11 protein-coding genes are annotated in these 12,759 nt (G+C 69.1%); 2 read left to right on the forward strand and 9 right to left on the reverse strand.

Going from position 1 to position 12,759, the window contains the following annotated elements:
• Positions 1-20: 20 nt before the first annotated feature.
• Entirely contained in the window at positions 21-1,400 is a 1,380-nt protein-coding gene (locus tag DYE07_RS12395) for an L-serine ammonia-lyase (RefSeq protein WP_115297190.1), read from the reverse strand.
• Positions 1,401-1,512: 112 nt separating this feature from the next.
• Between DYE07_RS12395 and DYE07_RS12400 the strand changes: the two genes are divergently transcribed.
• Positions 1,513-2,763 carry a saccharopine dehydrogenase family protein gene (locus DYE07_RS12400; RefSeq protein ID WP_115297191.1) on the forward strand — a complete coding sequence of 417 codons (1,251 nt, stop codon included), beginning with the start codon at positions 1,513-1,515 and terminating at the stop codon, positions 2,761-2,763.
• A 168-nt stretch (positions 2,764-2,931) separates the two neighbouring features.
• Here DYE07_RS12400 and DYE07_RS12405 read toward each other — a convergent pair whose 3' ends face one another.
• The gene (locus DYE07_RS12405) at positions 2,932-4,839 is read right to left on the reverse strand and encodes an acetate--CoA ligase (RefSeq protein WP_115297388.1); all 1,908 of its coding nucleotides are present in this window, start codon (positions 4,837-4,839) and stop codon (positions 2,932-2,934) included.
• 88 nt (positions 4,840-4,927) lie between these two features.
• Here DYE07_RS12405 and DYE07_RS12410 point away from each other — a divergent pair, with 88 nt between their 5' ends.
• Positions 4,928-6,031, forward strand: a complete 1,104-nt coding sequence (locus tag DYE07_RS12410) for an LOG family protein (RefSeq protein WP_006944873.1) — start codon at positions 4,928-4,930, stop codon at positions 6,029-6,031.
• A 90-nt stretch (positions 6,032-6,121) separates the two neighbouring features.
• Here the strand turns inward: DYE07_RS12410 and rlmN are convergent, their stop codons facing one another.
• From rlmN to rpsB, 7 genes are all read right to left on the reverse strand, one after another.
• Positions 6,122-7,306, reverse strand: a complete 1,185-nt coding sequence (gene rlmN / locus DYE07_RS12415; protein ID WP_115297192.1) for a dual-specificity RNA methyltransferase RlmN — start codon at positions 7,304-7,306, stop codon at positions 6,122-6,124.
• Positions 7,307-7,323: 17 nt separating this feature from the next.
• The gene (locus DYE07_RS12420; protein WP_006944862.1) at positions 7,324-8,157 is read right to left on the reverse strand and encodes a phosphatidate cytidylyltransferase; all 834 of its coding nucleotides are present in this window, start codon (positions 8,155-8,157) and stop codon (positions 7,324-7,326) included.
• An 81-nt stretch (positions 8,158-8,238) separates the two neighbouring features.
• A complete protein-coding gene (gene frr, locus DYE07_RS12425) occupies positions 8,239-8,799 on the reverse strand; it encodes a ribosome recycling factor (protein ID WP_006944866.1) in 561 nt (186 codons plus the stop codon).
• 54 nt (positions 8,800-8,853) lie between these two features.
• Positions 8,854-9,612, reverse strand: coding sequence for a UMP kinase (pyrH, locus tag DYE07_RS12430; RefSeq protein ID WP_006944885.1), 759 nt, complete (start codon positions 9,610-9,612; stop codon positions 8,854-8,856).
• A 71-nt stretch (positions 9,613-9,683) separates the two neighbouring features.
• Positions 9,684-10,589, reverse strand: a complete 906-nt coding sequence (locus DYE07_RS12435; protein WP_082740566.1) for a D-hexose-6-phosphate mutarotase — start codon at positions 10,587-10,589, stop codon at positions 9,684-9,686.
• Positions 10,590-10,808: 219 nt separating this feature from the next.
• Complete coding sequence (gene tsf / locus DYE07_RS12440; protein WP_038568786.1) at positions 10,809-11,636, reverse strand: translation elongation factor Ts; 828 nt, start codon at positions 11,634-11,636, stop codon at positions 10,809-10,811.
• A gap of 117 nt (positions 11,637-11,753) precedes the next feature.
• Complete coding sequence (gene rpsB / locus DYE07_RS12445) at positions 11,754-12,680, reverse strand: 30S ribosomal protein S2 (protein ID WP_062256714.1); 927 nt, start codon at positions 12,678-12,680, stop codon at positions 11,754-11,756.
• Positions 12,681-12,759: the final 79 nt, after the last annotated feature.

Here is a 12,759-nt window from a genome sequence, read left to right on the forward strand (position 1 = left end):
GGCCGCCGCTCGCCCGGACGTCAGCACTCGATGACGTTGACAGCCAGCCCGCCGCGTGCCGTCTCCTTGTACTTGACGCTCATGTCGCGGCCGGTCTCGCGCATCGTCTTCATCGCCTGGTCGAGGCTGACGGTGTGCTTGCCGTCACCGCGACGCGACAGGCGAGCGGCGTTGATCGCCTTCATCGAGGCGATCGCGTTGCGTTCGATGCACGGGATCTGCACGAGCCCGCCGACGGGGTCGCACGTCAAGCCGAGGTTGTGCTCGATGCCGATCTCGGCGGCGTTCTCGACCTGCTCGGGGTTGCCGCCGATGACCTCGCACAACGCACCGGACGCCATCGCGCACGCCGAACCGACCTCGCCCTGGCAGCCGACCTCGGCGCCCGAGATGGAGGCGTTCTCCTTGAACAGGATGCCGATGGCCGCAGCCGTCAGCAGGAACCGGACGATGCCGTCCTCATCGGCGCCGGGGACGAACTTGACGTAGTACTTGAGGACGGCGGGGATGATGCCGGCCGCACCGTTCGTCGGCGCGGTGACGACGCGGCCGCCCGCGGCGTTCTCCTCGTTGACGGCCATGGCGAACAGGTTGACCCAGTCCATGACATCGAGCGGGTCGATCGGGTAGCCGGGCTCGACCTGCTGCTGCAGCGCACGGTGGATGGCGGGGGCGCGGCGCGGCACCTTGAGCCCGCCGGGGAGGGTGCCCTCGGTCGAGAAACCGTTGGTGATGCACTGATCCATGACCGACCACAGGTGCAGCATGCCCGAGCGCACCTCCTCCTCGGTGCGCCACGACAGCTCGTTGCGCATCATGACCTCGCTGATCGGCAGACCCGTGCGCGCACAGATCTCGAGCAGTTCCTTGCCCGTGTTGAACGGGAACTCGACGGGCGTCGTGTCCTGCACGACACGGTCGGCGCCGAGCGCGTCCTCGTCGACGACGAACCCGCCTCCGACGGAGTAGTAGACGCGCTCGAGAAGCACCGATCCGTCAGCGTCGAGCGCCCGAGCGATCATTCCGTTCGGGTGCCCGGGCAGCGTCTTGCGGCGGTGCAGGACGAGGTCGTCGTCGTCGAGGGGCACCTCGCGCAGGCCGCCGAGCAGGAGACGGCGGGTCTCCTTGACCGCGTGGAAACGCGCGTCCGCGGTGTCGGTGTCGACCGTCTCCGGGTCCTCACCCATCAGGCCGAGGACGACCGCCTTGTCGGAGCCGTGCCCGTGGCCGGTCTGCCCGAGCGACCCGCACAGTTCGACCTGGACGCGCGCGACGTCGTCGAACAGCCCTGCCTCGCGCAGAGATTCGAGGAACCGCCCCGCGGCTCGCATCGGACCGACGGTGTGGGACGACGAGGGTCCGATACCGATCGAGTACAGTTCGAATGCACTCAGCGCCATGCCACACCATCCATCATGCGGACAGATTCGCACACAATGTGGCCACACGAGTAATCGAGGCCCCCCTCAGGTATGTGGGCAGCGCAGGTGACTCACCGGTAGCCTGCGGAGCATGACTGATACGACGCGAGAATTCGACATCGTCCTCTACGGCGCGACCGGGTTCGTCGGCCGGCTCGTCGCGAAGCACCTCGCCGAGCACGCGCCGAATGACATCCGCATCGCCCTCGCCGGACGCACCGCCTCGAAGGTCGAGAAGGTGCGCGACGACCTGAGCACCGAGGCCGCAGCCGCCGCCGGTTGGGGCATCGTGACAGCCGACTCCGGCGACGAGGCGTCGCTGCACGCCCTCGCGAACCGGGCACGCGTCGTCATCTCCACCGTCGGCCCGTACGCGCGCCACGGCCTGCCGCTCGTCGGCGCCTGTGCCGAGGCCGGCACCCACTACGTCGACCTCACCGGCGAGGTGCTCTTCGCCCACGACTGCATCGACCGCTACGACGCGACGGCCCGCGCGAACGGCGCACGTATCGTCAACTCGTGCGGCTACGACTCGGTGCCCTCCGACCTCGGCGTCTTCCTGCTCGCCCAGACGGCGCGTGAGGCCGGTGACGGGGAACTCACGGCGACGACCGAGTACGCGTCGATGAAGGGCGGCATGAGCGGCGGGACGATCGCCTCGGCGATGCAGCAGGCCGACGACATCGCCGACGACCCCGCTCGCCGCAAGATCGCCGGCGACAAGTTCTCCCTCTCCCCCGACCGCTCGCGCGAGCCGAGCGGCGAGTTCAAGGACTCGCTGTCGGTGTGGTACTCCGACGACGTCGACGCGTGGGTCGCGCCGTTCCTCATGGCCTCCTACAACACGCGCATCGTGCGCCGCAGCAACGCGCTGCTCGGCCACGCGTACGGCTCGGGTTTCCGCTACCGCGAGGTGATGAAGGCCGGCAAGGGCGTCAAGGGTCGCGCGATGGCGTACGCCGTCGCGGGTGCGCTGGGGGCGGGCTTCGGCGCGATGGGCGTCAAGCGTCTGCGCCCGCTGCTCGAACGCCTCGTCCCCGCGCCGGGCAGCGGCCCGAGCGAGGAAGCGCGCGAGAAGGGCTTCTTCCGCATGGACATCCGCTCGACGACGACGAGCGGCGCCCGCTACCGCTCGATCGTCGCCTCGCAGGGCGACCCGGGCTACAAGGCGACGGCCGTCATGCTCGGCGAGGCGGCCGTGACGCTGGCGCTCGGCGACCTGCCGACGCTGCCCGGCGAGGCGGACGGCGGCGTCCTCACGCCCGCAGTCGCCCTCGGGGCGCCGTACGCCGAGCGCCTGCGTCAGCACGGCGTGACGCTCGAGGTGACGAAGCTCGGCTGATTTCGAAAGCTCGGCTGAGTTCGAGTGACGTAGCGTTCGTCCCCGGGACCGATGCGGTGCCGGGGACGAACCGTTCTCGGCATGCGCCGAGATCGGCAGCCGCCGCGCCGAGGTGCAGCACCAGCTCGTCATAGCCGGCGCGGACGACGCCGCGCGGCGTCGCGAACGTCACGAGTGGTGGCGCAGCACCTCACCGAGAGCGTCGAGGACGCTGGCATCCTCGATCGTGCCGGGCACCTGGGGCGTCTCACCGTCGGCCATCTGGCGCATCGTCTTGCGCAGGATCTTGCCCGATCGCGTCTTCGGCAGGGCCTGGACGACGTCGACGTCGCTGAGCGAGGCGAGCGCCCCGACCTCGGCGCGCACGCGCGCCTTGAGTTCGTCGCGGACGGTGAGCAACTCGTCGTCGGTGTACTCCCGCCCGGCCTCGAGCACGACGAGCGCCCGCGGCACCTGGCCCTTGAGCTGGTCGGCGACCCCGATGACGGCGCACTCGGCGACGGCGGGGTGCTCCCCGAGCGCGGCCTCGAGGGCGCCCGTCGACAGGCGATGCCCCACGACGTTGAGCACGTCGTCGGTGCGGCCCATGATCCACACGTACCCGTCGTCGTCGATGTAGCCGCCGTCACCGGTGAGGTAGTAGCCCTCGAACGCGGACAGGTAGGAGCTGACGTAGCGCTCGTCGCCACCCCACAGCGTCGCGAGCGTACCGGGCGGCAGCGGCAGCTTGAGGCACACGGCGCCCTCGACGCCTGGTTCGACGGGCGAGCCGCCGGTCGCGAGCACCTGCACGTCGTAGCCGGGCAGGGGCTTGGTCGCCGATCCGGGCTTCGGCGCGAACGACTCGATGCCGACCGGGTTCGCGACGATGGGCCACCCCGTCTCCGTCTGCCACCAGTTGTCGACGACCGGCACCCCGAGCTTGTCGTGCGCCCAGGCGTAGGTGTCGGGGTCGAGGCGCTCACCGGCGAGGAAGAGCGTCCGCAACGACGACAGGTCGTGCTCGGCGATCAACGAGCCGTCCGCATCCTCCTTCTTGATCGCGCGGATCGCCGTCGGCGCCGTGAACAGGCCCGCGACGCCGTACTGCTCGACGATGCGCCAGAACGCGCCGGCGTCCGGGGTGCCGACGGGCTTGCCCTCGTACAGCACCGTCGTCAGGCCCGCGAACAGCGGCGCGTAGACGATGTAGGAGTGGCCGACCACCCAGCCGACGTCGCTGGCCGTGAACCACACGTCACCCGCCTCCATGCCGTAGACGTGCTTCATCGACCACGTCAGGGCCACGGCGTGGCCACCGTTGTCACGCACGATGCCCTTCGGCCGCCCCGTCGTGCCGGAGGTGTAGAGGATGTAGAGCGGGTCGGTGGCCGCGACGGCGACGCAGCCGGCGGGCTGCACCGCACCAGGCGCCATGACCTGCGCCCAGTCGAAGTCCTTCTCCCCCAGGCTCGCCTCGCACTGCGGGCGCTGCACGATGACGCAGTGCCCCACCTCGTGCGACGCGCGGGCGAGTGCCGCGTCGAGCATCGGCTTGTACTCGATGACGCGGGTGCGCTCGACGCCGCAGCTCGCGGACAGCACGACCTTGGGCTGGGCGTCGTCGATGCGTGCGGCCAGCTCGGTGGGCGCAAAGCCGCCGAACACAACCGAGTGCACCGCCCCGATGCGCGCGCAGGCGAGCATCGAGATGACGGCCTCCGCGATCATCGGCATGTAGATGACGACCCGGTCGCCCTTCTCCACCCCGAGCGCCTGGAGCACCCCGGCGAGGCGGGCGACCTCGTCGAGCAGTTCGGCGTAGGTGTACGTGCGGCTCGTGCCGGTGACGGCGCTGTCGTGGATGAGCGCCGGCTGATCGGCGCGGCCGGCGATGACGTGCCGGTCGAGCGCGTTGTAGCAGGTGTTGAGCCGCGCGTCGGGAAACCAGCGGTACAGCGGGGCGCTCGAGGCGTCGAGCGCCCCCTTGGGTCGGGTGATCCAGTCGACGCCGCTGGCGGCCTCGAGCCAGAACCCCTCGGGGTCGTCGAGGCTGCGCACGTGGAGTGAGGCGTGGTCGAACGTGACGTCGGTCATACACCCATCTTGCCTCGTGATCGCGAGGTTCCGGGTGAGTTCGCCGCCGTGCTCGGCGACGAATCGCTCGTGTGCCACGCTTGGCCTCATGCTTCGTGAGATCCACTCGGCCGACGAGCTGCTCGCCCATCTGCAGGACGGCGGAACCGTCAGCGGTCTGCGGCTGCAGGGCGTCGACCTCGCCAGCGCTGCCGGCGAGGCGTTGATCGCTCTGCCGAACCGCTTCGACGGTCTCGTCGTGCTCGGCGGCCACGTGCCGGCGTCCACGGCTCGGACGTTGACCGACCGCGGCGCCATCCTGTTTCCCAGCGATCCGCACCTGCCGATCGACCCCTACCGCGCGCGTCTCTACTCCGCCGGCGAGCTCTATGCTGGCCTCGAGCGCGGCTACGAACACACCCCTGACGCGCAGGCGTATCGCTGGTCGCGTGACTGCCGCGTGGCGCATGACGCCTATGCGGGCGCCATGCGCGGGCTGCACGACGAGTCGATGCGCGACGCCCTGCACGAGAGCCTCGAGGGCCGACGAACCGTCGGCATCATGGGTGGTCACGCGATGGGACGCACGAGTACCGCGTACGCCGAGATCGCCCGGTTGGCGCGTGATCTCGCCGGCGGCGGCCACGTCGTCCTGACCGGCGGCGGGCCCGGCGCGATGGAGGCTGCGAACCTCGGCGCGGCTGACCGCGTCGGCGGCCTCGACACGGCGCTGGAGTGCCTGGCGAGCGTCGAGTCGTTCCGTCCGAGCATCGACGCCTGGGCGCACAGCGCTTTCGCGTCGCGCGAGCTGCTGGGCGTGGCTGATGGCGCGGGTGACGACGTGCGCAGCGTCGGCATCCCGACGTGGTTCTACGGCCACGAACCGCCCAACGTCTTCGGTGACGTCATCGCCAAGTTCTTCTCCAACGCCCTGCGCGAGGACGACCTGCTCGCCGGCGCCAGCGGCGGCATCATCGTCCTCGAGGGCGCCGCGGGCACCGTGCAGGAGATCTTCCAGAGCGTCACGCCGCTGTACTACGCCGCCGACGACGTGCCGCTGCCGCACCTCGTCCTCGTCGGGCGCGCACAGTGGACGGACGTCGTCCCCGTCTGGCCGGCGCTCACCGCGCTCGCGGCGGGGCGACGCTTCGCCGACCACCTCCACCTCGTCGAGACGCCCGCGGAGGCGTTCGCAGTGTTGACGGGCGCCTGAGCTCATCGCAGCCTCAGGCTTGACGCATCATCGGCCCAAACGCATCACGAATGACGCATTTGGGGCGACGATCGGGGCGAGCTGCTCGTGTCAGGCCGTCTTGGCGGCGAGCTGCCCGCACGCTCCGTCGATGTCGGAACCACGCGTGTCGCGCACCGTCGTCGGGATGCCGCCCGCGCGTAGGCGCTCGACGAAGTTCTGCTCGACGCCCTTGCGCGACGCCGTCCACTTCGAGCCCGGCGTCGGGTTGAGCGGGATCGGGTTGACGTGCACCCACCCCTTGCCACGCGCGTTGAGCTTCTTCGCGAGCAGATCCGCGCGCCAGCCCTGGTCGTTGATGTCCTTGATGAGCGCGTACTCGATGCTGACGCGACGCCCCGTCGCCTCGAAGTAGCGATGCGCCGCATCGAGGGCCTCGTCGACGCTCCAGCGCGTGTTGATGGGCACCAGCTCGTTGCGCAGTTCGTCGTCGGGCGCGTGCAGCGACAGCGCCAGCGTCACCGGAATGCCCTCGGCCGCGAGCTTGTCGATGGCCGGCACGAGACCGACCGTCGACATCGTCACGCCGCGAGCCGACATGCCGAGCCCCTCCGGGGCGGGCGAGACGAGCCGCTTGATCGCGTCGATCGCCTGGCGGTAGTTCGCAAGAGCCTCCCCCATGCCCATGAACACGACGTTGCTGACGCGCAGCGGCGTCTCGCGCTCGTCGTCGTCGAGGCCGGGCAGCTCGCCGGAGCGCAGCAACCGCGCGCCGGCGACGACCTGCTCGACGATCTCCGCCGTCGTGAGGTTGCGCGTCAGCCCTTCCTGCCCGGTCGCGCAGAACGGGCAGTTCATGCCGCAGCCGGCCTGGCTGGAGATGCACATCGTGACGCGGCCGGGGTAGCGCATGATGACGCTCTCGACGAGCGCGCCGTCGAACAGGCGGTGCACCTGCTTGAGCGTGTTGCCGCCGTCGGCGACGAGCGTCTTGATGCTCGTCAGCAGCGTCGGCATGAGCTGCGCGACCATCTCCTCGCGCCCGTTCTTCGGCAGGTCCGTCATCTCGGCAGGGTCGGCGACGAAGCGTTCGAAGTAGTGGTTCGACAGCTGCTTGGCGCGGAACGCGGGCAGCCCGAGCTCCTTCGCTAACGCCTGACGCCCGGCGAGGTCGAAGTCCGCCAGGTGCTTCGGCGGCTTGCCGCGCCGCGGCGCGGTGAACGTCAGCTGGCCCGGAACGGGACGCTTCGTCGTCGGCTCTGGCAGGTCGGTCGTGGTCGATTCGGTGGTGCTCAATGGAAGAACTCCTCGCCTCAGCTGGCGAACGCGGTGAGAACGGCCCAGGTGACGGGGGCCGCGAGAACGAGCGAGTCGAGGCGATCCATGAGACCGCCGTGACCCGGGATGAGGTTGCTCATGTCCTTGATGCCGAGATCGCGCTTGATCATCGACTCGCACAGATCGCCGACGGTGGCCGCGACGACGACGAGCGAGCCGAGCAGGATGCCGACCCAGAACGGCGCGTGCAGGATGAGGGTCACCGTCAGCACGCCGATGACGACGCAGCTCAGCCACGACCCGGCGAAGCCCTCCCACGACTTCTTGGGGCTGACGGTCGGCGCCATCGGGTGCTTGCCGAACAGCACGCCGGCGACGTAGCCGCCGATGTCGCTGCCGATCGTCACGAGGATGAACGTGATGATGCGGCTGACGCCGTCGTCAGCATGCAGGAGCATCATCGCGAACGACACGAGCGCCGGCACGTACAGCGCGATGAGCGCCGCCGACGCGGTGTCGGGCGCGAGGCGGTTGCTCGCCGCACCCCAGACGATGAAGACGAGGACGCTGCCGACGAGCGCCGCGAGCATCGCCGACGGCCCGAGCAGGTACGCCGCGACGGGGATGACGGCCGCCGAGGCGAGAGCGGGGATCCACGGCGGGCGGAACTTGGCCGGCGGCATCGCCATGAGCAGCTCGCGCGTGCCGACGACGGACGCGGCCGTCGCGAGGACGACGAACGCCTCCTTGCGGATGAGCAGAGACGCGAGGACGAGCACGCCGAGCACGAGTGCAGCCGTGATGGCGGCCTTGAGGTCGCGCCCGGCCTTGTTCTTCTTCGCGGGGGCGGGCGCGAGCGTCTCGGACACGACCTTCGAGCCCACCCCCGGCGGGGGTGGGCTCGAAGGCTGCGCCGAAGCGGGCATGCCGAATGCGAGCGTGCGTCGAGGTCAGACCTCGAGCAGCTCGGCCTCCTTGCCCTTGAGCAGCGCGTCGACGGTGTCGACGCGCTTCTTCGTCATGGCGTCGAGGTCCTTCTCGGCGCGGGCGCCGTCGTCCTCGCCGACCTCCTTGTCCTTGACCAGCTTGTCGATGTCCTGGTTCGCCTTGCGGCGCACGTTGCGCACGCTGACGCGGCCGTTCTCGGCCTTGTCCTTGGCCATCTTGATGTAGTCCTTGCGGCGCTCCTCGGTGAGGGCGGGCAGGATGCAGCGGATCTGGTTGCCGTCGTTGCTCGGGTTGACGCCGAGGTCGGAGTCGCGCAGCGTCTTCTCGATCTCGGAGATGGCCGACTTGTCGAACGGGATGATGAGGATCGTGCGCGCCTCGGGCGTCTGGAACGACGCGAGCTGCTGCAGCGGCGTCGGCGCACCGTAGTAGTCGACCGTCAGGCGGTTGAACATCGCCGCGTTCGCACGGCCGGTGCGGATCGAGGCGAAGTCCTCCTTCGTGGCCTCGATCGCCTTGTCCATCTTCTCCTCGGCCTCGAGGAGGATCTCGTCAATATCCATGGTTTCGCTCTCGTTTCTCGGACGTTCTCGGGAACAGCCACGTTCGGCCCCGCGTCAGGACGCGGAGACCACCGTGCCGATCTTCTCACCCTGCAGGGCGCGGGTGATGTTGCCTTCACCCTCCATGCCGAACACGACCATCGGCAGCTTGTTGTCCATGCACAGGCTGAACGCTGCGGCGTCGACGATCTTGAGCCCGCGCGCCAACGCGTCGGCGTGCGTGACGACATCCAGCTTCACCGCGTCGGGGTTCTTGCGCGGGTCATCGGAGTAGACGCCGTCGACACCGTTCTTCGCGACGAGCACGGCGTCGCACTTCGTCTCGAGCGCACGCTGCGCGGAGACGGTGTCGGTCGAGAAGTACGGCATGCCCGCGCCGGCACCGAAGATGACGACGCGGCCCTTCTCCATGTGACGGATCGCACGGCGCGGGATGTACGGCTCGGCGACCTGCGTCATCTCGATGGCCGACTGCACGCGCGTGTCGATGCCCTCCTTCTCGAGGAAGTCCTGCAGCGCCAGGCAGTTCATGACGGTACCGAGCATGCCGATGTAGTCGGCACGCGCACGATCCATGCCCTTCTGCTGCAGCTCGGCACCGCGGAAGAAGTTGCCGCCACCGACGACGACCGCGACCTGGATGCCGCTGCGCACGGCCGGCGCGATCTGGCGAGCGATGCCCCGCACGACGTCGGGGTCGACGCCGACGCTGCCGCCGCCGAAGACCTCACCGGAGAGCTTGAGCAGCACTCGGTCGTACCTGGGGATCGCCGGGGAGGCGTTCACCCTCTCGCTCGCGTCGGTGTCGCTCACTTCGCCTCCTGGCGCTTCGTCGGGCATGAGTCGGCCAATCTTTTCACACTGCTGAGGGCAGCCGAAAAACTTCAGTCTGCGAGCGGAGCGTACGTCGCGCCCAGTGCTGTGTCTTGCCCGGGGGTGAGGGTGACGGCGTCGTCCTTGATCGTGGCCGCCTCGACGCAGACGAACCGCGGCCACGCGTCGTCGGGCACGTCCGCGAGCGAGGCGGTCTTCTGCTGGGCGGGGTTCCACACGACCGCATCCGGCAGATTCTCGCGCTCGATGCGGTAGATCGGCGTCCGCCCCTCCGTCCGCCCCTGGACGACGGTGATGGGCTGTTTCGGCGCCGTGACGACGACGTCGACCTCGCCGTCGAACGTCAGGTCACCCTCGACGCGTGAGCGCTCCCCGCTGGCCTGATCGAGCATCGACGCACCCGTCAGCCCTTCGACACGCACCGTGCGCACGTCGTCGACCGCGAGATACGTGTGCAGCGCTGCCTCGAACGTCAGCGGGTCTGAGCCCTCGTTGCGCACGACGAGGCGCAGCCCGAGAGCATCGCCGAACGTGATCTCGAGGGTTGCGAACAGCCCCAGCGGCCAGTGCTCGGCGCCGTCGAGCTGCGCGACCGCCTCGGGAGTGACCACGAGCGAGACGATGACCGCCTCGCCCTCCTCGCGCACCGAGTGCAGCCTCCACCGCGCCCGACGCGCCAGGCCGTGCGACGGCGACAGCCCGCCGTCACGGCCCGCACCGAACCACGGGAGACACACCGGGACGCCGCCGCGGATCGCCGTCGACGGACCCGCCTGTGCCAACGGACTCAGCCACAACAGCTCACGCCCACCACGCGGCACGAAACTCGTCACCTGACCGCCGTGCAACTGCACGACACCCGACGACCGCGGCCCTAATACCTCCAGCGCCGGCAGGCCCGAGACCCCCTCGACGCGACGCACGCACTCCGGCAGATCCACCATGAAGCCACTCATGGACACACGCTAGTCCCTCCAGCGACGTGACGAGCCCCCACCTCACGCTGCGAGGCCCGGACGCGCTGCGCGCGATCCGGGCCTCGTCTGGCGCCATGCGGTGAGTTGAACGAGCGGTGCCAGACGCCATTCTTTCTGGCGTCTGACTTCGCGCTCACCTACGGCCGAGGCCCGGACGCGCTGCGCGCGTCTGGGCCTCAACCTCCGGTTCCCGCTCGGTCACACACCGACCTTGAACCGCGCAAAGCCCGAAACCTCCGCGCCTGCCTCATCAGCGACCTTCTTGACCGTCTTCTTCGCGTCCTTCGCGAACGGCTGCTCCAGCAGCACGTTCTCCTTGAAGTACCCGTTGACACGGCCCTCGATGATCTTCGGCAGAGCAGCCTCCGGCTTGCCCTCCTCCTTGGCCGTGGCCTCAGCGACACGACGCTCGTTCTCCACGACCTCGGCGTCGATCTCGTCGCGCGTCAGCACCGACGGGGAGAACGCGGCGATGTGCATCGCGATGTCACGAGCCGTCGCCTCGTCGCCACCCTTGAGTGCCACGAGAACACCGATCTGCGCCGGCAGGTCAGGGCTCGTCTTGTGCAGGTACGCCGTCACGTTCTCGCCCTCGAGACGCGCCACACGACGCACCTCGATCTTCTCGCCGATCGTCGCGTTGGCCTCGTCGAGAACCTCCGCGACCGTCTTGCCGCCCATGTTGCTCTTCAGCAGCGCATCGGCGTCAGCGGCCTCGACCGCGACAGCCTGGTCGAGAACCTGCTCGGCGAGGGCGATGAACTTGTCGCCCTTCGCGACGAAGTCGGTCTCGCAGTTGACCTCGACCAGCGTGCCGACTCCGTTCTCGACCTTCGCGGCGACGAGGCCGTTCGAAGCGGAACGACCCTCGCGCTTCGTCACGCCCTTGAGGCCCTTGACGCGCAGGATCTCGGTGGCCTTGGCCTTGTCGCCGTCAGCCTCGTCGAGTGCCTTCTTGACGTCCATCATGCCGGCGCCGGTAGCTTCGCGCAGCGCCTTGATGTCAGCGGCGGTGTAGTTCGCCATGAGTGTTTCGCTCCTCTGAGTCGAAAGAATGCAGGGGGTTTACGCTCCCCCGGCGCCGACACTGCCACGAGCAGTGCCGGCGCCGGGGGAAGACGTCATGAACGTCGAGCCAGTTTCTCAGGCCTGGGAGTCGGCGACCTCGGTCGCCGTCTTCTCGTCGACCTCGGCCACGGCAGCGGCCTCGTCAGCGTTCGTCGAGTCAGCGGCAGCCGTCTCGTCAGCAGCCTTCTTGATCGACGACGGACCCGTCTCGGTGTCCGTGTCAGCGGCGGCCTTCGCGCCGGCGTCGGAGGCGAGCAGCTCGCGCTCCCACTCGGCCATCGGCTCGGCGGCCGACTCGCCCGACTTGCCGGACGATCGGGCGACGAGGCCCTCGGCGACGGCGTCGGCGATCACGCGGGTGAGGATGCCGACCGAACGGATGGCGTCGTCGTTGCCCGGGATCTTGTAGTCGACCTCGTCGGGGTCGCAGTTCGTGTCGAGGATCGCGATGACCGGCAGGCCCAGCTTGCGCGCCTCGTCGACGGCGAGGTGCTCCTTCTTCGTGTCGACGATCCAGACGGCCGACGGGATCTTCGACATCTCACGGATGCCGCCGAGGACGAGCTCGAGCTTCGCCTTCTCACGCGACAGGAGCAGCAGCTCCTTCTTCGTGTAGCCGGAGCCGGCGACGTCGTCGAAGTCGAGAGCCTCGAGCTCCTTCAGGCGCGCGAGGCGCTTGCTGATCGTCTGGAAGTTCGTGAGCATGCCACCGAGCCAACGGTGGTTGATGTACGGCATGCCGACGCGGGTGGCCTGCTCGGCGATCGACTCCTGAGCCTGCTTCTTCGTGCCGACGAACAGGATCGTGCCGCCGTGGGCGACCGTCTGCTTGACGAACTCGTAGGCGTCGTTGATGTAGGTCAGCGACTGCTGGAGGTCGATGATGTAGATGCCGTTGCGCTCCGTCATGATGAAGCGCTTCATCTTCGGGTTCCAACGACGGGTCTGGTGTCCGAAGTGGACGCCGCTCTCGAGGAGCTGGCGCATGGTGACGACGGCCATGCCGAAGTCCCCTTTCATGTCGAGGTTTCAGTTCGTGCAGCCGGATTGCTGCCCTGGCGGCCCGACCATCACCCACCGT

It is taken from the genome of Dermacoccus nishinomiyaensis (assembly GCF_900447535.1).
GTDB lineage: Bacteria > Actinomycetota > Actinomycetes > Actinomycetales > Dermatophilaceae > Dermacoccus > Dermacoccus nishinomiyaensis.

Excerpts from the sequence above, each read along its gene's own strand:
- DYE07_RS12395 (WP_115297190.1), bottom strand. The coding sequence starts at position 1,400 with ATGGCGCTGAGTGCATTCGAACTGTACTCGATCGGTATCGGACCCTCG.
- DYE07_RS12400 (WP_115297191.1), top strand. The coding sequence starts at position 1,513 with ATGACTGATACGACGCGAGAATTCGACATCGTCCTCTACGGCGCGACC.
- DYE07_RS12405 (WP_115297388.1), bottom strand. The coding sequence starts at position 4,839 with ATGACCGACGTCACGTTCGACCACGCCTCACTCCACGTGCGCAGCCTC.
- DYE07_RS12410 (WP_006944873.1), top strand. The coding sequence starts at position 4,928 with ATGCTTCGTGAGATCCACTCGGCCGACGAGCTGCTCGCCCATCTGCAG.
- frr (WP_006944866.1), bottom strand. The coding sequence starts at position 8,799 with ATGGATATTGACGAGATCCTCCTCGAGGCCGAGGAGAAGATGGACAAG.
- DYE07_RS12435 (WP_082740566.1), bottom strand. The coding sequence starts at position 10,589 with ATGAGTGGCTTCATGGTGGATCTGCCGGAGTGCGTGCGTCGCGTCGAG.
- tsf (WP_038568786.1), bottom strand. The coding sequence starts at position 11,636 with ATGGCGAACTACACCGCCGCTGACATCAAGGCGCTGCGCGAAGCTACC.
- rpsB (WP_062256714.1), bottom strand. The coding sequence starts at position 12,680 with ATGGCCGTCGTCACCATGCGCCAGCTCCTCGAGAGCGGCGTCCACTTC.